Source organism: Paraburkholderia ginsengisoli NBRC 100965, assembly GCF_000739735.1.
Taxonomy (GTDB): domain Bacteria; phylum Pseudomonadota; class Gammaproteobacteria; order Burkholderiales; family Burkholderiaceae; genus Paraburkholderia; species Paraburkholderia ginsengisoli.
In genome coordinates this window covers 121,309-143,862 of sequence record NZ_BBJF01000004.1, presented here as the reverse complement: position 1 = coordinate 143,862, position 22,554 = coordinate 121,309, and the positions used below count along the sequence as shown (strand labels likewise).

19 protein-coding genes are annotated in these 22,554 nt (G+C 64.3%); 10 read left to right on the top strand and 9 right to left on the bottom strand.

Annotated elements, in window-relative coordinates; all coding sequences use genetic code 11:
• Positions 1-298: 298 nt before the first annotated feature.
• From tilS to cysS, 4 genes are all read right to left on the bottom strand, one after another.
• Complete coding sequence (gene tilS / locus BGI01S_RS04785) at positions 299-1,786, bottom strand: tRNA lysidine(34) synthetase TilS (RefSeq protein ID WP_042322872.1); 1,488 nt, start codon at positions 1,784-1,786, stop codon at positions 299-301.
• A 48-nt stretch (positions 1,787-1,834) separates the two neighbouring features.
• Positions 1,835-2,806, bottom strand: a complete 972-nt coding sequence (locus BGI01S_RS04780) for an acetyl-CoA carboxylase carboxyltransferase subunit alpha (protein ID WP_042322870.1) — start codon at positions 2,804-2,806, stop codon at positions 1,835-1,837.
• Positions 2,807-2,930: 124 nt separating this feature from the next.
• Entirely contained in the window at positions 2,931-3,980 is a 1,050-nt protein-coding gene (locus tag BGI01S_RS04775; RefSeq protein ID WP_042322868.1) for a DNA-3-methyladenine glycosylase family protein, read from the bottom strand.
• Between the two features lie 47 nt (positions 3,981-4,027).
• On the bottom strand, positions 4,028-5,422 hold the full coding sequence (gene cysS, locus BGI01S_RS04770) for a cysteine--tRNA ligase (RefSeq protein ID WP_042322867.1): 1,395 nt from the start codon (positions 5,420-5,422) through the stop codon (positions 4,028-4,030).
• A gap of 232 nt (positions 5,423-5,654) precedes the next feature.
• On the opposite strand from cysS, the gene BGI01S_RS04765 reads away from it, so the two are divergent.
• From BGI01S_RS04765 to BGI01S_RS04750, 4 genes are all read left to right on the top strand, one after another.
• A complete protein-coding gene (locus BGI01S_RS04765; RefSeq protein ID WP_042322865.1) occupies positions 5,655-6,440 on the top strand; it encodes a tetratricopeptide repeat protein in 786 nt (261 codons plus the stop codon).
• 69 nt (positions 6,441-6,509) lie between these two features.
• Positions 6,510-7,091 carry a peptidylprolyl isomerase gene (locus BGI01S_RS04760; protein ID WP_042322863.1) on the top strand — a complete coding sequence of 194 codons (582 nt, stop codon included), beginning with the start codon at positions 6,510-6,512 and terminating at the stop codon, positions 7,089-7,091.
• Positions 7,092-7,293: 202 nt separating this feature from the next.
• Positions 7,294-7,788, top strand: coding sequence for a peptidylprolyl isomerase (locus BGI01S_RS04755; protein ID WP_042322861.1), 495 nt, complete (start codon positions 7,294-7,296; stop codon positions 7,786-7,788).
• A gap of 46 nt (positions 7,789-7,834) precedes the next feature.
• Complete coding sequence (locus tag BGI01S_RS04750; RefSeq protein WP_042322858.1) at positions 7,835-8,632, top strand: UDP-2,3-diacylglucosamine diphosphatase; 798 nt, start codon at positions 7,835-7,837, stop codon at positions 8,630-8,632.
• A gap of 39 nt (positions 8,633-8,671) precedes the next feature.
• Here the strand turns inward: BGI01S_RS04750 and cysE are convergent, their stop codons facing one another.
• Both cysE and BGI01S_RS04740 read right to left on the bottom strand, forming a co-directional pair.
• Positions 8,672-9,517, bottom strand: a complete 846-nt coding sequence (gene cysE / locus BGI01S_RS04745; protein ID WP_042322856.1) for a serine O-acetyltransferase — start codon at positions 9,515-9,517, stop codon at positions 8,672-8,674.
• Positions 9,518-9,713: 196 nt separating this feature from the next.
• Positions 9,714-10,553 carry an RNA methyltransferase gene (locus BGI01S_RS04740; RefSeq protein ID WP_042324384.1) on the bottom strand — a complete coding sequence of 280 codons (840 nt, stop codon included), beginning with the start codon at positions 10,551-10,553 and terminating at the stop codon, positions 9,714-9,716.
• A 357-nt stretch (positions 10,554-10,910) separates the two neighbouring features.
• Between BGI01S_RS04740 and BGI01S_RS04735 the strand changes: the two genes are divergently transcribed.
• The 4 genes from BGI01S_RS04735 (at position 10,911) to BGI01S_RS04720 (ending at position 17,463) form a co-directional block, all read left to right on the top strand.
• Positions 10,911-11,714 (top strand): inositol monophosphatase family protein, encoded by an 804-nt coding sequence (locus BGI01S_RS04735; RefSeq protein WP_042322854.1) that lies wholly within the window; start codon positions 10,911-10,913, stop codon positions 11,712-11,714.
• Positions 11,715-11,936: 222 nt separating this feature from the next.
• Positions 11,937-13,235 (top strand): lysophospholipid transporter LplT, encoded by a 1,299-nt coding sequence (gene lplT, locus BGI01S_RS04730; RefSeq protein WP_042324381.1) that lies wholly within the window; start codon positions 11,937-11,939, stop codon positions 13,233-13,235.
• Between the two features lie 159 nt (positions 13,236-13,394).
• Entirely contained in the window at positions 13,395-16,082 is a 2,688-nt protein-coding gene (gene mutS / locus BGI01S_RS04725; RefSeq protein WP_042322853.1) for a DNA mismatch repair protein MutS, read from the top strand.
• Positions 16,069-17,463: a metallophosphoesterase family protein gene (locus BGI01S_RS04720; RefSeq protein WP_042322851.1), complete on the top strand. Its 1,395-nt coding sequence runs from the start codon at positions 16,069-16,071 to the stop codon at positions 17,461-17,463. The genes mutS and BGI01S_RS04720 overlap by 14 nt, the downstream gene beginning before the upstream one ends.
• On the opposite strand, the gene BGI01S_RS04715 is transcribed toward BGI01S_RS04720, so the two are convergent.
• The gene (locus BGI01S_RS04715; RefSeq protein ID WP_042322849.1) at positions 17,443-17,982 is read right to left on the bottom strand and encodes an FKBP-type peptidyl-prolyl cis-trans isomerase; all 540 of its coding nucleotides are present in this window, start codon (positions 17,980-17,982) and stop codon (positions 17,443-17,445) included. The genes BGI01S_RS04720 and BGI01S_RS04715 overlap by 21 nt on opposite strands.
• 32 nt (positions 17,983-18,014) lie before the next feature.
• Here BGI01S_RS04715 and BGI01S_RS04710 point away from each other — a divergent pair, with 32 nt between their 5' ends.
• The gene (locus BGI01S_RS04710; protein ID WP_042322846.1) at positions 18,015-19,277 is read left to right on the top strand and encodes a cupin domain-containing protein; all 1,263 of its coding nucleotides are present in this window, start codon (positions 18,015-18,017) and stop codon (positions 19,275-19,277) included.
• Between the two features lie 234 nt (positions 19,278-19,511).
• Positions 19,512-19,775, top strand: a complete 264-nt coding sequence (locus BGI01S_RS30935) for a hypothetical protein (protein ID WP_084585263.1) — start codon at positions 19,512-19,514, stop codon at positions 19,773-19,775.
• A 150-nt stretch (positions 19,776-19,925) separates the two neighbouring features.
• Here the strand turns inward: BGI01S_RS30935 and BGI01S_RS04705 are convergent, their stop codons facing one another.
• Together BGI01S_RS04705 and BGI01S_RS04700 are read right to left on the bottom strand one after the other, a co-directional pair.
• Positions 19,926-22,196 (bottom strand): ATP-dependent DNA helicase, encoded by a 2,271-nt coding sequence (locus BGI01S_RS04705; protein ID WP_042322845.1) that lies wholly within the window; start codon positions 22,194-22,196, stop codon positions 19,926-19,928.
• A gap of 63 nt (positions 22,197-22,259) precedes the next feature.
• Entirely contained in the window at positions 22,260-22,478 is a 219-nt protein-coding gene (locus BGI01S_RS04700) for a DUF465 domain-containing protein (RefSeq protein WP_042322843.1), read from the bottom strand.
• Positions 22,479-22,554: the final 76 nt, after the last annotated feature.

Here is a 22,554-nt window from a genome sequence, read left to right as displayed (position 1 = left end):
GACGGCAAAGTGTGTGGCGGCGTAAATGCAGCGCGCGTGCAACACGCGCGGGTTTGCCCGGGAATGATCGCTAGTGACTTAAGGGAAACGACGGATCGCGCTCGCAACCGGCTATAGCGACAAAAGCGACGGCGAAATCGGGTCGGGCAAGCGGGTTAACGTACCCGATTGGGCGTAAAAAGACAAGCCGAAGCGGCGATCGAAAAGCGCGGAATCGGTGCTGCAAAGGCTTGTTGCACGGGGATTTGCGCCCTATTTCGCGCTTCGGTGCAGCGCTTGCGATCGTCCGACCGGCCGGTCAGGCGATCAACAGATCTTCACGCCAGCTGATTCCGACGCGCGGACCGCCGTGATCCTCCGCCGCGGACAAGGCCGCGCGATTCACGCCGAGCAGCGGCACGAATAGCAGTTCGTCGCCGACGTAAAGCAGCGGCACGTCGCGCTTCCATGCGGGAATGCCGCGCTCCTGAAACAGGTTCTTCAGCGTTCGGTTCGGTGCGCCGGGCGCGTCGCTCGTGCGCATCCGCTCGCCGCCGCTGCGCGCGCGAGCGCTCAACAACGCGCGTTGCAGAACGCCGAGGGGGATCGTGTCGTTGGCGTCAGAGCTGGCCTCGCTATTGACGCCGTCATCCGCTGCATCTGGCTGCGTCACCGAGAACACGAATGTGCCCCGCCACTGGGGCAAACGCCAGATCGACTCACCCTGCCACGCGAGTTCGCTGATCTCGCGCGCGGCGAGCGCGGTTTCATCGGCGGCCTCGCTGCTGTCCCCCGCTTCCCAGTAAACGAGGCCGCGATAGCTGCGCAACGCATGCCCCGCATGATCGACACGCAGACGATGTCCGCCGCTCGCCGCCTCCCCTTCACGCACCTCGCGCACCTCGCGCAACTGACGCAGCGCATCGCTCAGCCGCGCGCTCGATGCCGCCACGAACCCCAGCGTGCGCATCCAGTAGCGCATCAGGTTGAGTGCGCGTTCATCGTCGAGTGCGAGCAGCGCATCGTGCGAAAGCGCGCGCCCTTCGTCCTCGGACACCGCATCCATATCGATGCGCGCGAGCGCGTCGAGCAAACGCTGCGCCGACGCCGCATGCGCGGCCGTGCGCGCAAGCGCGTCGCGAAAGCCGGGAAAGTGGACGGCCAGCGCCGGCGTCACCTCGCGACGCAACGCATTGCGCGCGTAACGCGTGTCCGCATTCGATTCGTCGTCGACCCAGCGTAGCGCGCGTCCGTTCGCGTATTGTTCGAGTTGCGCCCGCAGCAGATGCAGCAAGGGCCTCACACGCGCCGCGCACGCGCCCGCCGCGAGGAACTCGGGCGCCATCGCCGCGAGACCCGCGAGGCCCGCGCCGCGCAGCAATTGCAGCAGCACGGTTTCAGCCTGGTCGTCCGCATGTTGCGCGAGCCACAGCGTGTGAATGCCGCGCGCCGCGCACATTGCATCCAACGCGCGATAACGCGCATCGCGCGCCGCGGCCTCGATGCTCACGCCGCCCACGCGCGCCACCTCGACGCGCCGCGCATCGAACTCGACGCCGCGCGCGTGCGCAAACCCCTCGCAGTGCGTGAGCCACGCATCAGCATGAGGGCTCAGCCCGTGATGCACATGCAGCGCGACGCAACGCGACGCACCTGCAACGCGCGCTGCCGCATCGAGCAGCACAGTGGAATCGACTCCGCCGCTGAACGCCACCGCAATGCGCGCGCTAGGGGGAAGCGCGGACAACGCAAAGCCGACCGCCTCGATGACGAGGCGGTCGGCAGGTGTATCGGCGGTGGGAGTCACGTCGTTAGCGCGCGAGGCGCCAATTGACGAAAGAGAACGCGCGCGGGCTTACGCACCCGGCGTCGTTTCCTTGAACTTGCCGTACGACATCAACCGTTCGAAACGGCGTTGACGCAGGTCATTGATGCTCATGCCCTGGAACTGGCGCAGCGAATCGGCGAGCGCACGGCGCAGCATCGCAGCCATACCCTTTGGATCGCGATGCGCGCCGCCGAGCGGCTCGTTGACGATCTTGTCGATCAGCCCGAGCGCCTTCAGACGATGCGCAGTCAGGCCGAGCGCTTCCGCGGCCTCCGGCGCTTTCGCGGCGCTCTTCCACAGAATCGACGCACAGCCTTCCGGCGAGATCACCGAGTAGGTCGAGAACTGCAGCATCAGCACGCTGTCGCCCACGGCAATCGCGAGTGCACCGCCCGAACCGCCCTCGCCGATGATCGTCGCGATCAACGGCGTCTTCAGCTCGGCCATCACGTACAGATTGCGGCCGATCGCTTCCGACTGCCCGCGTTCTTCCGCGCCGATGCCAGGATAGGCCCCCGGCGTGTCGATGAACGTGAAGATCGGCAGATTGAATTTTTCGGCGAGACGCATCAGCCGTTCGGCCTTGCGATAGCCTTCCGGACGCGGCATGCCGAAGTTGCGCAACGCGCGCTCCTTCGTGTCACGGCCCTTCTGATGGCCGATCACCATGCAAGCCTGGCCGTTGAAACGCGCGAGGCCACCGACGATCGACAGGTCGTCCGCATAGTTGCGGTCACCATGCAGTTCGTGGAAATCGGTGAACAGCTCGCTCACGTAGTCGAACGTGTACGGGCGCTGCGGATGACGGGCGATTTGCGAAACCTGCCACGGCGTGAGGTTCGCGTACAGATCTTTGGTCAGCTGTTGACTCTTCTTGGACAGCCGCTCGATCTCTTCCGAAATATCGACGGCCGAATCGTCCTGCACGAAGCGCAATTCTTCGATCTTCGCTTCGAGTTCAGCGATCGGCTGTTCGAAATCCAGAAAGGTGGTCTTCATTGGTTGTAATCCTTGGACTTACCGGCAGCGCGTATTCTAACCGCGCGCGCCGATGTCAAAACCATTTCGCAACTATCGAATTCTAACAGCCAATAGTTTTTGAAACGGCCTCGTTTTTTGTTCTTCAGTAGTCGACCGGCAGCGGATCGAGACTACGCCACATATACCAGGTGGCGACGGTGCGCCACGGCTCCCAGTTCGCCGCGACCTCGCGCGCTTCGCTGCGCGTCACCGGTTCGCCGCTGAAATAGTTGACGCTGATCGCGCGGATCAGGCCGAGGTCGTCGAGCGGCAGCACATCGGGACGCGACAGATTGAAGATCAGGAACATCTCCGCGGTCCAGCGGCCGATGCCGCGAATCTGCGTGAGTTCGGCGATCACCGCCTCGTCTTCCATCGACGTCCACTTGCCGACGTGCAACGCACCCGACACGAAATGCTGCGCGAGATCGAGCACATACTCGGCCTTGCGTTTGGACAACCCGCACGCGGTCAGCTTCTCCTGACCGAGCTTGATGAATTGCTGCGGCACGAGCTTCGGACACGCGGCTTCGACTTTCGCCCACACCGCCTGCGCGGACGCGACCGAAATCTGCTGCCCGACCACCGAACGCGCAAGCGTGACGAACGGGTCGCCACGGCTTAACAGATGCACCGGGCCAAATTTCGGAATCAGCTTCTTCAGGATACGGTCGCGCTTGACGAGATCCGCACACGCCTTGTCCCAATACGCGGGCCGCGTGACCTCAGGCGTGAGGCCGCCGATCTGCACCGGCACCGCAACTTCACTAGCATTCGCCGCTTCGCCGCCGGCGCTTGCCGACGCGCGCGTCTTGCGCACGACTTCGCCCGCGTTCGTGTCGCGCGCGAGCTCCTGCACGTCACCAGCCAGCTCGGCCGGCAATGCGCCATTGCTTTTCGCACGCGACACCTTGGCGCGCTTCGTGGCAGGCGCATGCGCGGACGCGCCGTTGAGCGCGCGTTTGACCGTGGCCTTTTTCGCCGCCCCCGCCGCTACGCCCGCTGCGCTCTTCGCCGCCACCGCAGTGGCCTTCGACGATGCTTTCTGTACCGCGCCGCCCGCGCGAGCCGACGTGCGTGTCGACTTTACCGCGGCTGCCGCGTTTGTTTGAGACGTGGCTCGTTTAGCCGGCGTCTTCGTGGCCGTTGCCATCCTGCCTCCTGCCTGGCGAGTCGATCAGAGGGAAGTACGAGGTGCGCTCACACGCGCCGCCACTCGGTCAACCCGCCGGGTTTGTCTTCAAGTGCAACGCCGGCCTCGAGCAATTCGGCCCGGATCCGGTCTGCTGCCGCGTAGTCTTTCGCCTGCTTGGCGGCCACGCGCGCGGCGATCTTCTCTTCGATCGCGGCGGGCTCGAGCGCGCCAACGGCAGCACCCGCGGCCTGCTGCAGATACGCACGTGGGTCGCGGCCGAGCAGTCCGATCACCGCGCCCAGCGAGCGCAGTTGACGGGCCAGCGCGGGGTCGCGCGTGCGGTTCACTTCAGTTGCCAACTCGAACAACACCGACACTGCCACCGGTGTGTTGAAGTCGTCGTTCATCGCCGCCTGGAAACGCTGCGCATGCGCTTCGTTCCAGTCGAGTTCCGCGGCGTCCGGCGTGACATCCTTCAACGCGGTGTACAGACGAGCAAGCGCGTTGCGGGCGTCGTCGATATGCACGTCGCTGTAGTTCAACGGCGAGCGGTAATGCGCGCGTGCGATGAAAAAACGCACGACCTCTGCATCGTACTGCGCCAGCACTTCACGAATCGTAAAAAAATTGTTCAACGACTTCGACATCTTCTCATTGTCGATCTGTACGTAGCCGTTGTGCATCCAGTAATTGACGAAGGTTTGACCGGTAGCAGCTTCACTTTGGGCAATTTCGTTTTCGTGGTGCGGAAACTGCAAGTCCTGGCCGCCGCCATGAATGTCGAATTGCGAGCCGAGCAATGTGCAGCCCATCGCGGAGCACTCGATATGCCAGCCGGGACGGCCGCGCCCGTACTTCGAATCCCAGCCAGTGTCGGCGGGCTCGCCGGGCTTCGCCTGTTTCCAAAGCACGAAGTCGAGCGGATCCTCTTTCGCGTCGTTGGCCGCGACGCGTTCGCCCGCGCGCAGGTCTTCGAGCGACTTGCCCGACAGCTTGCCGTAGCCCGCGAATTTGCGCACCGCGTAGTTGACGTCGCCGTCGCTTGCCTGGTATGCGTAGCCGTTTGCTTCGAGCGTCTCGATCATGCCGAGCATCTGAGGAATGAAGTCGGTGGCGCGCGGTTCGAGGTCGGGCCGCTGGATGCCGAGCGCGTCCGCGTCTTCATGCAACGCGTCGATGAAGCGGTCGGTCAGCGACTTGATCGTCTCTCCGTTCTCGACGGCGCGACGGATGATCTTGTCGTCGATATCCGTGATGTTGCGCACGTAGGTCACGTCGTAGCCGAGCGTGCGCAGCCAGCGCTGCACGATGTCGAACACGACCATCACCCGCGCATGACCGACGTGACAATAGTCGTACACGGTCATCCCGCAGACGTACATCCGCACGACGCCTGCTTGCAGCGGCACGAAAGTTTGCTTGTCACGCGCGAGCGTGTTGTAGATGCGCAGTGATTCCATAGAGAACGGTGCGTGGGCCGAAAGAAATCCGCATTGTGTTTCAGACGCGCCGCGCCCCGCGAAGAAGACGGCGGGTGCGTCGCATACAGCAAAACCGGTGCACCTGGTGCGGCGGTCAAGCTGCGATCAAGGCGGAGACGACCACGAGTGGCGAAAAGACAGTTTGCGGTTCGACGGAACGCGCAGACCTTTTGTTAGAATGGGTCGGAGTATAACATCCAGACCCAAGCCTATGAAACCTTCCAGCGGCCGCGCGCGCAGCGCTGCGACCCTCGCCGCGACGGCCTGCCATGGCCCTGCACGTGAGTCCATGCGTGCCCTCGCCCTGCGCGTCACCGTGGCTGTCGCCCTCGCGGCCCTGCCGGTTGCGGCGGCCTATGCACAGAAGGCCCCCGTGATGCCGCAAGGTCCCGCGGTGCGCGACAACACGCCGGAAATCGACGCGTCGATCGCGCAGAAAAACTGGGAGGCGTCCTTGACCCAGCTCGACGCGCGCATCGCGTCGAATCCGCGCGACGCGCAGGCGAAGTTCAAGCGCGCCACGGTGCTCGCCCAGATGAAGCGCGACGACGAAGCAATCGCCGCGTTCACGGAACTCACGCAGATGTATCCCGAGTTGCCCGAACCGTATAACAACCTTGCCGCGCTCTACGCGAAGCAGGGCAATCTTACCGAAGCACGCGCCGCGCTCGAAACGGCGATCAAGGTCAATCCGAACTACGGCCTCGCATACGAGAATCTCGGCGACCTGTATCTGCGCATGGCCAACGAATCCTATCGGCGCGCGCAAGGCCTCGGCAAGGCAAGCGCCACGACCTCGCAGCGTCTCGCCGACATCCAGAAGATCGTCGCGCCGCCGAAGGCCCGCCCGCCGGCGCGAGCAGCCGCCGTCACGCCCTCGGACGACAACACCGCCCGCGCCACGTCGAACATGACCATGCCGCAGACACCGAGCTTCCAGTATGGCGGCGCGAACGGCTCGCTCGCCATGCCGCCGTACATGGCGCCGTCGAAGTAACGCCGGCACGCGCCGGCACGCGTGTCGGCACGTTTCGGCAGCCCGTTTTTTCCACCCCCGAGGATCTTCATGAAATGGTTGATGTTGGCGCTCGGCAGCGCCGCCCTGATCGCAAACGCACCCGCATTTGCCCAGTCCGGTTCGCAAGCCGCGCATCCGTCCGTCCTGCTCAAGACATCGGAAGGCGACATCCGCGTCGAGTTGTATCCTGAGAAAGCGCCGAAGTCGGTCGCGAATTTTCTCGACTACGTGAAGTCCGGCCAGTACAGCGGCACGATCTTCCATCGCGTGATTCCGGGCTTCATGATTCAGGGTGGCGGCTACACGCAGAGCTTCGCCGAAAAGCCGACGCGCGCGCCCATACCTCTGGAAAGCCGCAACGGTCTGAAGAACCTGACCGGCACGCTCGCAATGGCGCGCACCAGTGATCCGAATTCAGCCACCGCACAGTTCTTCATCAACACGGTGGACAATGCCGGCCTCGACTACCCGAATCCGGACGGCAACGGCTACGCGGTGTTCGGCAAGGTCACGAGCGGCATGGACGTCGTGAAGAAGATCGAAGGGACGCCCACCACTTCGCGCGGCCCGATGACCGACGTGCCGAAGACGCCGATCGTGATTCAATCGGCCACGGTGGTCAGCAAGTAACGCAGTAGATACGACAAGCAGACAAGAGAGCAACAGGCGCACGTAGCAACGCGAGCACACACTCGCAGACGCGCTGCAACGCGCGCACGTCGACGCGTTGATGCACAATCCACGCCCCGGCGCGGCCCGCCGTCGATGCACCACGAAACGCATGACGACTCGCCGCGCCCTTTTACCCACCCGTTCATCAAAGGATTCCATCATGGTTGAACTGCATACGAACCACGGCGTCATCAAACTCGAACTGGATGCCGAGAAGGCGCCGAAGTCGGTTGAGAACTTCCTCAACTACGTGAAGGCCGGCCACTACGACAACACGGTGTTCCACCGCGTGATCGACGGCTTCATGATTCAGGGCGGCGGTTTCGAACCTGGCATGAAGCAGAAGCCGACGGCCGAGCCGATCAACAACGAAGCGAACAACGGTCTGAAGAACGTCAACGGTTCGATCGCGATGGCGCGCACCAACGACCCGCACTCGGCAACCGCTCAATTCTTCATCAACGTGAACGACAACGACTTCCTGAACCACTCGTCGCCGACGCCGCAGGGCTGGGGCTACGCGGTGTTCGGCAAAGTGGTGGAAGGCATGGACATCGTCGAGAAGATCAAGAAGGTCAAGACGGGTTCGAAGGGCTTCCATCAGGACGTGCCGGCCGACGACGTCGTGATCGAAAAGGCTGTGATCGTCGACTAAGGCGAACCGGACGACGATTCGTTCGAACTGATATCAGGCACCTTCAATGCTGCAAGAGACGCCGCTGCGAAGCGTCGCCGCGGGCGTGCCTGGCGAGGGCCAACGCCCGCGCGCCGCACGCCCGTTTTTTTTCCTCTCCGACATTCATTTGAGCGAGGCGATTCCGCACACGGTCGCCGCGTTCGAACATTTCATTCGCGTCACCGCCGAAGAGGCGGATTCGGTGTTCATTCTCGGCGACCTGTTCGAATACTGGGTCGGCGACGACATGCTGATCGAGCCGTTCGTCGCGCGTATCGCGGCGCTGCTGCATACGCTGTCGGAGCGCGGCATCGCGCTCTACATCATGCATGGCAATCGCGATTTTCTGCTGGGCAAGCGCTTCATGAAAACGGCCGGCGCGATCTGGCTGCCCGACCCGTTCGTGATCACCGCGTTCGGCATTCGCGTCGCGCTCGCGCATGGCGATGCGCTATGCACTGCGGATCATGGCTATCAATTTTTCCGGCGGTTCGCGCGCAACCGTTTCGCGCAAACGCTGTTTCTGGCCTCGCCGTTCCGCTGGCGTCAGAAGCTTGCCGAGAACATGCGCGCGAAGAGCGAGCATGGCCGCATGCGGCCGGTGTCGATGAAGTATGACGTGACGTCGAAAGCCGTTGCCGCGTTATTCCGGAAGTCAAAAGCGGCGACCATCATCCACGGGCACACGCATCTGCCCGCGCGGCATCGCGAGCCGGGCGGCACGCGCTGGGTACTGCCGGACTGGGATCTCGATCACGGCGCACACCGCGGCGGGTATTTGCGCATCGATGCGGATGGAGTGCGGGCGTTGCCGTTGGGATAACGGCGGGTCGAGAGTAAAAACCTGCCGGCGCAGAGCCGCTCAACGCTCCGCCAACGCCCCTTCCACTTTCCCCGCGATCGCGGCCGACAAACGCCGCAGATCGAGCAACGCAGCATCGGCCCCTTGCAGACCTTCGAGGCTCGTGCCCAAGCGCTCCAACGCGTCGACGATCTCATCGATACGTTTGGACTGCGTCGCGGCATGATCGATCAAACCGTGAATCGCCAGCGACACCGGATCGTCCGCATTCGGCGTGATGCCGTACGCGCAGAACGCGCTGCGTTCGCTTGTGCGCTCGCTTGTCTGCCTGGCATCGCGCGACGCGTCATTGGCAGCCGCGTTGGCACCGCTCGCCGCCGTGGCGGCCGCCGCCGGCACGATGATCCGCGCCGGATTGCCCACCGCCGTGCCGCGTGCGGGCACCGGCTTCGTGACCACCGCGTTCGAGCCGATCTTCGCGTCCGCGCCGATGGTGAAACCGCCAAGTACCTTCGCGCCCGCCCCGACGATCACTCCGCGCTCGAGCGTCGGATGCCGCTTCGCGCCGCGCGTGAGCGACGTGCCGCCGAGCGTCACACCCTGATAGATCGTGCAATCGTCGCCGATCTGCGCGGTTTCGCCGATCACCACACCCATGCCGTGATCGATGAACACGCGCCGTCCGAGCGTCGCGCCCGGATGGATTTCGATGCCGGTCATGAAGCGCGCCATCTGCGAGACGAAACGCGCGAGCCAGCGGCGTTTTGCCTGCCAGCACGCGTGCGCGAGCCGGTGCAGCACGAGCGCGTGCAGACCCGGATAACACGTGAGCACTTCCCATGCGCTGCGGGCGGCGGGGTCGCGCTCGCGGATCGTGGCGATGTCTTCGCGAAGTCTCGTGAACATGGCAGGCAATGAGTGTTGTGGGAGAAAGACCGCCTGCGTGTTGCGTCACACATGGCGGCGGCGCGGCCGCTTAGCACGGCGGCAGCTTTAGTTAGAACGTTTCGGGGATTGTAGGTCGATTGCGCGAAACCTGCCGGAAGTCCACGCTACCGGCAAGGTCGTCGGAGGAATGCGGCGATCGGCGCATCCTGAACACTCAGGACGCGCTGCCGTCCGTGCGCTTCGTCTTCAGCAGGATGTGCTTGGCGATGCCGCGCACGATGTTGACTTCCTCGCGCTCCAGCCCCGAACGCGCGAAGAGACGCCGCAAGCGGGACATCAGCTTCTTCGGATTGGCCGGATCGAGAAACTCGAGCGCGACCAGCGCGCTTTCGAGATGCGTGAACATGCTTTCGATTTCATCGCTCGCGGCACGCGGGCCGGCCGGCTCGCCCTGCGCCGCCGCGCCGGCCTGAGCCGCGACGAGCGCGCGGGCCGCCGTGTCATCCTCCGACAGATACTCGGTGCGCAACTCGTAGGCGAGCACCTGCACGGCCTGCGCGAGATTCAGCGAGCTGTAGGCGGGATTGGCCGGAATATGCGCGAGCGCGCTGCAGCGTTCGACGTCCTCGTTCGACAGGCCCGTGCGCTCGTTGCCGAACACCAGCGCGATTTCGCCGTGCACCGCCTGCTCATGCGCAACGGCGGCCGCCGCACGCGGCGTCCATTGGGGCGGGCCGTATTCGCGCAACCGTGCGGTCAGCGCGATCGACCAGTGCACGCCGACCAGCGCGTCGGCGAGGGTCGGCACGACGTGCGCGGACGCGAGCACGTCGTCGGCGCCGCTCGCCATCGCGATCGCTTCCGGATCGGTCTGCACGTGCAGCACACGCGGCGACACCAGCACGAGCCGTGAGAAGCCCATAGTCTTCAGCGCGCGCGCGGCCGCGCCGACGTTGCCCGGATGGCTAGGTTCGACGAGCACGAAGCGCGTCGAGGTGAAGCCGCCGCGCAGATCGGCCACGGCGGGATCGGAGGAATGGTGGGTATGGTCCACGATGGAATTCTGCAAGCTAAAGACGCGTATGGTAGCGCCAACCTCGGGTCGACTCCGAAATAGCGGCAGCGACACCGCTGCCCCGCCCCGCATTGCCCTCGGATCGCGCCCGCCACGCGAACGCTGCCGCGTCGCCCGGACTCAGGTAAAATACCGCCATTCGCGCCCGGTTCGGCCCTTTGCCGACCCGGGCGCCTCGTTCTTATTCAATTCGTCTCCGTCGGCGGAATGCGCGCCGGTCCTGTGCCGGGCGGGCGTTCCGTGCTGTTTTCGCGCTCTTCGGGCGCCCGTCAGCGCAGATTTTGCGCTCATTTACCGGCCAGCAGCCGTGCTGCCCCGGCACAAGGATCCAGTCTCATGCATCCCATGCTCAATATCGCTGTGAAGGCCGCACGCCGCGCAGCCCAGATCATCAACCGCGCATCGCTCGACCTCGATCTGATTCAGGTCAGCAAGAAGCAGCACAACGATTTCGTCACGGAGGTCGACAAAGCGTCTGAAGCGGCGATCATCGACACGCTGAAGACCGCCTACCCCGATCACGCGATCCTCGCCGAAGAATCCGGCAAGTCGGATAACGAATCCGAGTACCAGTGGATCATCGATCCGCTCGACGGCACCACCAACTTCATCCACGGCTTCCCGTACTACTGCGTGTCGATCGCGCTCGCGCACAAGGGCACCGTGACGCAGGCCGTGGTCTACGACCCGACCCGTAACGACCTGTACACCGCGTCGCGCGGCCGTGGCGCATTCCTGAACGATCGCCGCATCCGTGTCGCGAAGCGCGACCGTCTGGCCGACGGCCTGATCGGCACCGGCTTCCCGTTCCGCGAAAACGACGGCCTCGAAGCCTACGGCCGCCAGTTCGCCGAAATGACCGAAGCCTGCGCGGGCCTGCGCCGCCCGGGCGCCGCCGCGCTCGATCTGGCGAACGTCGCCGCCGGCCGCATGGACGGCTTCTTCGAGCAAGGCCTCAATGCATGGGACGTCGCCGCGGGCAGCCTGCTGATCACGGAAGCCGGCGGCCTGGTCGGCAACTACACGGGCGACTCGGAGTTCCTGCACGTCGGCGAAATCGTCGCGGGTAACCCGAAGATCTACGCGCAGATGATTCCGGTCCTGTCGCGCTACAGCCGCACACGCCAGCAATCGGCTTGAAGCCGGCTGCGGGCGAGCCGGCCTGAACCGGCAGCGCGAATGCGAAAAAAGCGGCTTCGGCCGCTTTTTTGTTGGCGGCTCTGCACCGCATGAGCGTTCGTGCTACAAAGCGGGATGCCGCGCCGGCACGCTGATTTGCCGGCTGCGTTTCGCGCGTTTTTCGCTGCGCCCGCCTTGCGCCCCGCCTTGCAGCGGACCACCGCGCAGCCCTCACTCAGCTTCATGAAAAAAGGCTTCTACACAATCATCGCGGCGCAGTTCGTTTCGTCGCTCGCGGACAATGCCCTGCTGATCGCCGCCATCGCGCTGCTCTCCGTGATCCGCTCGGCCGCCTGGGTCACCCCACTGCTACAGATTTTCTTCACGGTCTCGTACGTGCTGCTCGCACCGTTCGTCGGCGCGTTCGCCGACGCGATGCAAAAGCGCCACGTGATGTTCGTCTCGAACGCGCTGAAAGCGAGCGGCTGCCTGATGATGATCGCCGGCGTTCATCCGATGATCGCCTACGGTGTGGTCGGCTTCGGCGCGGCCGCGTATTCGCCGGCGAAGTACGGCATCCTCACCGAACTGCTGCCCGCGGAAAAGCTCGTCAAGGCGAACGCGTGGCTCGAATCGGCAACGGTGCTGTCGACCATCGTCGGCACGATGGTGGGCGGCGCACTGATCAGCACCTTCGCCGATAAATTCGTCGCGCATGCGCATCTGCCGCTGATCCGCTCGTCGGCCGATCTGGCGATGTTCGCGGTGATGCTCACCTACGCGATCGCCGCGACGATCAACATCTTCATTCCGGATACGGGCGCGCGTTATCCGAACCGTCTGTCGGAACCGAAGAAACTGGTCGGCGATTTCTACCATTGCTTCAACGTGCTGTGGGCCGACAAACTCGCGCAGATCGCGCTGTGGGTCACCACGCTGATGTGGGGCGGCGCGGTGACGCTGCAATTGCTGGTGCTCAAGTGGGCCAACGTGAACCTCGGGCTGACGTTGTCGAAGGCGGCGGTGATGCAAGGCGTGACGGGGCTCGGCATTGCGGTCGGCGCGGCGGCCGCGGCCGCGCTGATTCCATTGCGCAAGTCGCTGCGGGTGCTGCCGGTCGGCATTCTGACCGGCGCGGTGGCGATCGCCATGGCCTTCTACAACAAGGACCTGTTCCCGGCGGGCGCGGGCATCCGCATCGGCTCGTACGTGTTGCCGATCTACATCCTGCTCGCCTATCCGCTGATGATCCTGCTCGGCGCGCTATCGGGCTTTTTCATCGTGCCGATGAACGCGATTCTCCAGCATCGCGGCGCGACGCTGCTGTCCGCCGGCCATTCGATCGCCGTGCAGAATTTCAACCAGAACCTCGCGGTGCTGCTGATGCTCGGCGTGTACGCGTTGCTGCTTACCGCGAAGATGCCGGCGCAATGGATCATCGTCGTGTTCGGCAGTTTCATCACGTTCATGATGTGGCTCGCGAAACGGCGCAGCGCGGTCAACGAGCGCACCGTCGACATGCGCGCGATGGTCGAGGAATGACGCCCTGGCGACGGCGGGCCGCGCGCGTTTGAGCGAATGCAAGCTCCTTCATTGCACGCGACGAAGCGCTGTGCGGATTGGCCATCCGGCCAGGGTCCGCTCGCCGCGCCGGCGGGTTAAACTCACGCCCTGAACAGCTAACGCAAGAAGACACCGAGGATGGGCATTCAAACCGCAGCGGCCAACGACGTCGCACAACACACGCCGATGATGCAGCAGTACCTGCGCATCAAAGGGGAGCATCCGGGCACGCTGGTGTTCTACCGGATGGGCGACTTCTACGAACTCTTTTTCGACGACGCGGAAAAAGCCGCGCGCCTGCTCGATCTGACGCTCACGCAGCGCGGCGCGTCGGGCGGCAATCCGATCAAGATGGCGGGCGTCCCGCATCACGCGGTCGAACAGTACCTCGCCAAGCTGGTGAAGCTTGGCGAATCCGTCGCGATTTGCGAGCAGATCGGCGACCCGGCCACGTCGAAAGGCCCGGTCGAGCGCAAGGTGGTGCGCGTGGTCACGCCGGGCACGCTGACGGACGCCGCACTGCTGTCCGACAAGAACGACGTCTATCTGCTGGCCATGTGCGTGGCGCACAACCGGCGCGGCGTCGCGACCAGCGTCGGTCTCGCGTGGCTGAATCTGGCGAGCGGCGCGCTGCGTCTCGCGGAGGTCGCACCGGACCAGGTGGCGGCCGCGCTCGAACGCATCCGTCCCGCCGAAATTCTGGCCGCCGACACACCGTCGGATTCGGCAAGCTGGACGCCGCCCGTCAACGCCGGCGCGCTCACACGCGTGCCGGGCTGGCATTTCGATATCGCGTCGGGCACGCAGCGCCTGTGCGACCAGCTGGAAGTGGCGGGCCTCGACGGCTTCGGCGCGCATTCGCTGACCTGCGCGTGCGGCGCGGCCGGGGCGCTGCTGCTGTATGCGGCGTCCACGCAAGGCCAGCAGTTGCGTCACGTGCGTAGCCTGAAGGTCGAGTACGAGTCGGAATATATCGGCCTCGACCCTGCCACGCGCCGCAACCTCGAACTCACCGAAACGCTGCGCGGTACCGAATCGCCCACGCTGTGCTCGCTGCTCGACACCTGCTGCACGACCATGGGCAGCCGCCTGCTGCGTCACTGGCTGCATCACCCGCCGCGCGAGTCCGCCGTGGCGCAGGCGCGTCAGCAGGCAATCGGCGCATTGCTCGACGCGCCGCCGGGTGCGGACGTCGACACGCTGCGCGGCGCGTTGCGCAAGATTTCGGATATCGAACGGATCACCGGGCGTCTCGCGCTGCTGTCGGCGCGACCGCGCGATCTGTCGAGCCTGCGCGACACGTTCATCGCGCTGCCCGAGTTGCGTGCGCAACTCGCGGCTGTGTCGCCGAATGCGGATTCGCTTGCGCGCATCGATGCGTCGCTCGAACCGCCGCAGGCCTGCGTCGAGCTGCTGCAACGCGCGGTCGCGCAGGAGCCGGCGGCGATGGTGCGCGACGGCGGCGCGATCGCGCGAGGCTACGATGCGGAACTCGATGAACTCCGCGATATTTCGGAGAACTGCGGACAGTTCCTGATCGACCTCGAAACGCGTGAACGCGCACGTACGGGCATCGGCAATCTGCGCGTCGAATACAACAAGGTGCATGGCTTCTACATCGAAGTCACGCGCGGGCAGACCGACAAGGTGCCCGACGACTATCGCCGCCGTCAGACGCTGAAGAACGCCGAGCGTTACATCACGCCGGAACTGAAGACGTTTGAAGACAACGCGCTGTCCGCGCAGGAACGCGCGCTCGCGCGCGAACGGTCGCTGTACGACGCGCTGCTGCAAGCGCTGCTGCCCTTCATTCCGGATTGCCAGCGGGTCGCGTCGGCGCTCGCCGAACTCGATCTGCTCGCCGCCTTTGCCGAGCGCGCCCGCGCGCTCGATTGGGTGGCGCCCTCGTTCTCGCCGGACACCGGCATTGAAATCGAACAGGGACGGCATCCAGTTGTCGAGGCACAGGTCGAGCAGTTCATCGCCAACGACTGCACGCTCACACCCGAGCGCAAACTGTTGCTGATCACCGGCCCGAACATGGGCGGTAAATCGACCTTCATGCGGCAGACCGCGCTGATCGCGCTGCTCGCGTACGTGGGCAGCTATGTGCCGGCGCGGCGCGCAGCATTCGGGCCGATCGACCGCATCTTCACGCGCATCGGCGCGGCCGACGATCTGGCCGGCGGCCGCTCGACCTTCATGGTCGAGATGACCGAAGCCGCCGCGATCCTGAACGACGCGACGCCGCAAAGTCTCGTGCTGATGGACGAAATCGGCCGCGGCACGTCGACCTTCGACGGGCTAGCGCTGGCGTGGGCCATCGCGCGGCATCTGCTCGCGCACAATGGCTGCCACACGCTGTTCGCCACGCACTACTTCGAGCTCACGCAACTGCCGGCGGAATTTCCGCAGGCCGCCAACGTGCACCTGTCGGCGGTCGAGCATGGGCACGGCATCGTGTTCCTGCACGCGGTCAGCGAAGGGCCGGCGAATCAGAGCTACGGCTTGCAGGTCGCGCAACTCGCCGGCGTGCCGAATGCGGTGATTCGCGCGGCACGCAAGCATCTCGCGCATCTCGAACAGCAATCGGCGGCGCAGCCTGCGCCGCAACTCGATCTGTTCGCCGCACCCCTGCCGATGCTGCTGGAAGACGCAGACGACGACGAGCACGACGGCGGGTCGCAAGCGGCGGCATCGCCCGCGATGCAGGCGCTCGTCGAGCGTTTGCGCGGCATCGATCCCAACGATCTGCGACCGCGCGAAGCACTCGACCTGCTGTACGAATTGCACGAACTGGCCGCCGCGCCGGATGCGGATCATTGACGCACACACGCCCCCGCAGCGTCCGCGCGGACTTCGCGCGGCGCTGACGTTTGCCTTTGCGTTCATCGGTGGAATCGGCGCTCTCGTGCCGCTCGCGGCGGTCCTCGCACTCGCCACACCGGCCCATGCCGCGCCGCCGCGCTTCACCTTCGCGGTCATCGCCAACACGCTGCACAGCCCCGCCGATGAAGCCGCCACGCAGCGACTGATCGAAGCGATCAACCGTGAGCGCGACGTGTCGTTCATCGTCTACAACGGCAATCTGAAGGGACCGAAAGAAGCCTGCCGCGATGCGCTCTACGAGCGCCGCCATGCGGTGCTGGAAACCTCGCGCATCCCGCTCTTCTTCATTCCGGGCCAGCACGACTGGGTCGATTGCGGCACGGCAGAAGCCGGCGGCTTCGATCCGATCGAACGGCTCGACCTGTTGCGTCAGACGCTGTTCGCCGACGCCACGTCGATGGGTCAGAATCCGCTCGCGCTGACACGGGAAAGCGAGGTCTCGCGCTTCCGGCCGTTTCGCGAAAACGTGCGCTGGCTGTCGGGGGACAAGGGCGAGAAAGGTGACAAAGCGGGCGACATCGTGTTCCTCGGTCTGAATGCGCCGGGCCCGAACAACCACTATCTGACCGCGGGCGGCCGCAATGGCGAATTCGAAGACCGGGTCGTCGCCAACGCCTTCTGGCTCGAGCACGCGGGCGAATATGCGAAACGCCGCGACGCGCGCGCGATCGTCGTGTTCCTGCAGGGCGACTTCGATCCGGAACGATACGAACGGCCCGACCGTTTCGCGTGGCTGCGCTTTGCGCACAGTCCGCGCCGCGACGGTTTTCTGGAATTCAAACGCAGCCTCGTCAAGCTCGCGCAGATTTTCCACGGGCCGGTGTTGGTGATTCATGGCGACGACGAACACGCCAACGGCGGCTTCGTGATCGATCAGCCGTTACGCAATGACAAAGGGATGCTGGTCACGAATCTCACGCGGGTCGCGCTTGCACCGCATGATCGTCTTAACCAGTGGATTCAGATTGAAGCGGATCCAGGCAGGAAACCGCCGTTCCGTGTAAGTGTGCGCGATGTGCCAAAGCACATGCCGATGCCTACGACGCCACCGGTATCGCCACGCGAGGAACCGGCTGCGTCGATGCCGGCAGTACCGGCACTCGGACCGGCGTCAGAATTGCCGCCGTTGTTGCAAACGCCCGGCGAGCCGCAACCGGATCAGCTACCACACATACCGGCCGATCAGGGCGGCGGCGGATACGGGCCGGCAATGTCGGCTCCGCCCGCCCCGGCCTTGGCCCCGCACACACCCGGCGCCTCGTCAGGCTCGGGCGTGTCCGGCGGCGTGCCGCCGAGTTCAGTGCAGAGTAGGCCCTGACTTGTCTTCGTCTTCCTCGTCGTCTTCGCCGAGGATCTCGAGGCCGTCCGCGCCATGCGCGTGCTCGTGCTGGATTTCGTCTTCGGTAGCCGGACGCACGTCCTTCACCGTTAGCGCAAAACGCAGCGCCATGCCAGCGAGCGGATGGTTGCCATCAAGCACGACCTTGTCTTCCGCGACGTCGGTGACCACGTAGACCAGCGAGTCGAGATCCTCGTCGCCCTCTTCAGGCGTACCTTCGAATTGCATGCCGACTTCGAGCGGTTCCGGGAAACGATCGCGCGGCTCGATCTTCACGAGATCGGGGTCGTACTCGCCGAACGCATCTTGCGGTTCGAGCTGGATCTGAGTCTCGAAGCCGGCCTCGTGGCCGTCGAGCTCTTCCTCGATCTTGGGGAACGTGCCATCATAGCCGCCGTGCAGATAGACCATCGGCTCGTCGCTTTCTTCAATCAGATTGCCCTGCGCATCCGATAGCTTGTAAGCGACCGACACGACGGTGTTCTTTGCGATTTTCATTCGATTCTCCAGAATACAACTCACATTATACGATGCCCAAGCGGCCCACTGACCACCCGGCCGATGCAGCTTCGGCACGGAATTCGTCGCCGGCTTCAAAGCCGGTGCCTCCCGCTGCGCTTCCCGTTCTGCCGCCCTCGCCCGATACGCCGACTGCGTTGCTCGGCAATCTGAGCCCCTCGCAATTCATGCGCCGGTACTGGCAAAAGAAGCCGCTGCTGATCCGCCAGGCGATTCCGAATGTCGAGGCACCGCTCACGCGCGACGAGTTCTTCGAGTTGGCCGATCAGGACGAAGTCGAAGCGCGCCTGATCACTCACTTCCTCAACAAGTGGCAGCTCGAGCACGGACCGTTTGCGGCCGACGAACTGCCGTCGCTGAAGCAGCGCGCATGGACCCTGCTCGTGCAAGGCGTGGACCTCCACGACGATCGCGCGCGCGCATTGCTCGACCGCTTCCGCTTCGTGCCCGACGCGCGTCTCGACGACCTGATGATCTCGTACGCAACCGACGGCGGCGGCGTAGGCCCGCACTTCGATTCCTACGATGTGTTTCTTTTGCAAGTAAAAGGCACACGGCGCTGGCGCATTAGCTCGCAGAAAGATCTGACACTGCAACCCGGTTTGCCTTTGAAAGTTTTACAGAACTTCGAGGCCGAAGAGGAGTGGCTGCTCGAGGCGGGCGACATGCTTTATCTGCCGCCGCACATCGCGCATGACGGCATTGCCGAAGGCGAGTGTATGACGTGCTCGATCGGTTTTCGCGCGCCCTCCGCGAGCGAACTGACCGCGCAGTTCCTCTACCATCTGGCCGAGCGCGGCGAATCCGCGGGCAAGAGCGGCGCGCTGTACCGCGACCCGCAGCAACCCGCGGTCGACCGGCCGGCCGAGTTGCCGGCGGCGCTCGTCGAGCGGGTTGGCGCAATCCTTGCTGGCATCAAATGGAAAGAGGAGGATATTGCGACGTTCCTTGGCACCTATCTCAGCGAACCGAAGCCGAGTGTCGTGTTTGATCCGCCGCAAAGGCCGCTCAATGAAGCCCGTTTTATCAGTCAGGCATCGAAGTCGGGCTTGCGCCTCGATCGCAAGACCAATCTGTTGTACAACCGCCGTTTTTTCTTCGTAAATGGAGAAGAAATGTCATTCGATGGCGCAAAAAAATGGCTGTTTGATCTCGCCGATCACCGGTGCCTGAGTGCGAAACGCTTTGTAACACTCTCACACGATTCGTCGGTGACAGCACTGCTACACGAGTGGTATTGTGCGGGCTGGATACAGGTGGGCGAGCTTGCGTAACTTTGCCCGTCTGCTATTTACCGTACAGTGAAATTTTGTATGAGAAAGACAACGTATTGACCCCGGATTTATCGACTGTCAGTACGAAAGTGCATATAATTTCCGCCCAAGCCGTAGGGAAGATTCCAGCTCGTCGAAAGAGCGTCTCCACCAGCGGCCCAGGTCGGTGTTGGAGCACATTACCGGTTTTATTTTGCGCTGTTGCTTACCTTTAAACCATAAAAGGACGTGATCATGAAGAAATCCCTCCTCGTAGCATCCCTGTTGGCAGCTGTGGCACTGGCTGCATGCAACAAGAGCAACGATCAGGCCGCTGCCCCGGCTAGCGATGCAGCTGCTGCTTCGGCACCGGCTGCTGCTGCAGCTTCGGATTCGGCTGCTGCTGCGAGCGACGCTGCTGCTTCGGCTACGGCTGCTGCTTCGGATGCAGGCGCTGCTGCTTCGGACGCAGGCGCTGCAGCTTCGGCTGCTGCTCCGGCTTCGGGCGCAAGCCAGTAAGCTGTAGGTTAGGGCTCGCCTCTGGGCGAAAACCGCACGGCGAAATCCTCGCGATTTCGCCGGCGGTAAAGCAAAACGCCACGGATTCGCATCCGTGGCGTTTTGCCATTTAAAGCCGCTTTTTCGACGGCTTTTCAATGCGCATCCGGTCTATTGAACCGGCGCCCCATTCTCTTCGAAGAATTCGCGCACCACTTCGATCTCGCGGGTCCGCTTGAACGGCGGCAGGCTCTGCCAGATCCGGCGTCCGTACGGTTTGTCGACGAGACGCGTGTCGCAGATCATCAGCACGCCGCGATCGGTCTCCGCGCGAATCAGACGACCGGCGCCCTGCTTCAACGTGATCACGGCCTGCGGCAGTTGATGCACGGCGAACGGACTCAAGCCTTTCCGGGTCAACGCGTCGAGCCGCGCCGACAGCACCGGGTCGTCCGGCGGCGCAAACGGCAACTTGTCGATCACTACCAGCGACAACGCATCACCCCGCACGTCCACGCCTTCCCAGAAGCTCTGACTACCCACCAGGATCGCATTGCCGTACGTGCGGAATCGATCGAGCAACTCGGTGCGGCTCGCATCGCCCTGCACCAGCAGCGGATAGTTCCAGCCGCGCGCTTCGATCGTGTCGCGCAATTTCGCCGAGATGCGATCCACCGCGCGCAATGTCGTGCACAACATGAAGACGCCGCCGCCCGATGCTTCGATCGCGGGCAACGCAGCGTCGAACACGGCGTCGGTGAACATCGGCGACGACGGCTGCGGCAAATTGCGAGGCACGTAAAGGAGTCCTTGCGTCGGATAGTCGAAGGGACTGGGCAGCGTCATAGAACGCTTCGCGTTCAGGCCCATCTGCGCGGCGTAGTGCGTGAAGTCGCCGCGCACCGACAACGTGGCCGACGTGAAGATCCACGCACGCGGCACGCCGGCGCGCTGCTTCGCGAAGATCGGCGCGACCGACAGCGGCGTCTCATGCAACTGCACGGTATGGGAGAAGACTTCGATCCAGCGCACCTTCTCGTTCGGATCGGCGCGTTCGGCGCCGCCGTCGTTCGACGCGGCCTGCGACGTGTCAGCGGCATTGCGCTCGGTCTCAGTGGGCGGTGTGGTCCAGCCGGCCAGCACGCCTTGCAACTCACGCGCGCGACGCAGACACGCGCCGATCGATTCGGCGCGCTCGGCCTGACCCGCGAGCGCGGACGCCAATGCGTCGAGCTCGGTTTCGAGCGTTTCGAGCGCGGGGAAAAGCGGATGATCGTCGGGCAACTGGCCGATCGACAAACGCACCGAGTCTTCCTTGAACGCGAGCCGCACATCGCGCGCCGCACGTTCGAGCGTCGAGCCGAGCTTGACCCAGTCGACTGATTCACGCGCATGACCCAGCCCTTCGGCGACCGAATCGCGCGCGAGCTCAAGGAACTGCGTGGTCGACAACGTCTCGCCGAAAAACAGCGTCGCGGTTTCGGGCAGCTGATGTGCTTCGTCGAAGATGACGGTGTTCGCGGTGGGCAGCAACTCGGCCATGCCCGTATCGCGCAGCATGATGTCGGCGAAAAACAGGTGATGGTTGACCACCACGATATCGGCCTGCTGCGCTTCGCGGCGCGCCTGCATGACGAAGCAGTCCTTGTAGTGCGGACACTCCTGGCCGAGACAGTTCTCGCGCGTCGACGTGACCATCGACCACACCGCCGCCGTTTCGGGCACGCTCGCGAGTTCGGCTTTGTCCCCGGTGCGCGTGATCTTCGCGAAGCGCACGATGTCCTGCAGATACGAGGTTTCCTGGCGCGACGGCAGACGGCCGTTATCGGCGGTGCGCTGAAGGTAGTAGTGGCACAGGTAGTTCGCGCGCCCCTTGAGCATCGCGACCGATACCGGCACCGCGAGTGCGTCGCGCACGGTTGGAATGTCGCGCTGGAAGAGCTGGTCCTGCAAGTGCTTCGTGCCGGTGGAGACGATCACCTTGCCGCCCCACAGCATGGCCGGCACGAGGTACGCATAGGTCTTACCGGTGCCCGTGCCCGCTTCGACGATCAGCGTGTTTTCGCTGCCGTCGAGCCCGTTCGATTCGGCGTTGCCGGCGGCGTCGGCCGCGCCCTCGGCGCCGGCTGCTCCTGCCGATTGCAGGCGCCGCGCGGGACGCTTCTGCGCCTCGAACATCGCGGGCTCTGGCATCGCGCGACCCGACGCTTCCATCGCCGCGGCGACCGCGCGCGACATCTCGATCTGCGACGCCCGCGACCGATAGCCGTCGATCTGCCGGGCCAGCAGGCCGTCGTCGGCGAAGATCTGATCCAGTTCGGCGACGCGCCGCGGATTCAACGACGCGCTCAGCGCGGACGCGCCAGCGCGCGGCGCTGGCGTGCCGGTGGCTGCGTTATCGCCCGACGCGGGTCGGGATGAAGTTTCAAGCGGTGAATTCAAGGCAAGCGTTCCTGCAAAGTCCGGCTCGCGCGGCGCGCGCCCGGCGCCTGCCAGGCCGCGAACTCAGGCGCGTGCGTCCGGTTCGAGCTGCAATTGCAGCAAGATGATGGTGTCCTTGACTTTGAGTTTGCGCTTTTTCAGGCGCTGCAACTCGAAGTCGTCGATGCCGGGTTCATCCGACATTCGGTCGATCAAACGATCGAGCCCACTGTGCTCCGATTCCAGTTGCAGAATGCGGTCGCGAAGTGTGTCCGCGTTGATGACGTGGTGATGATCGCGCATGCTCGCCTCCTCCCGTCTGCGGCGCGGTCCGCGCGCGCAGACCGACGCCTGAGGTTGCTGTCCGGCTCAAAACGCG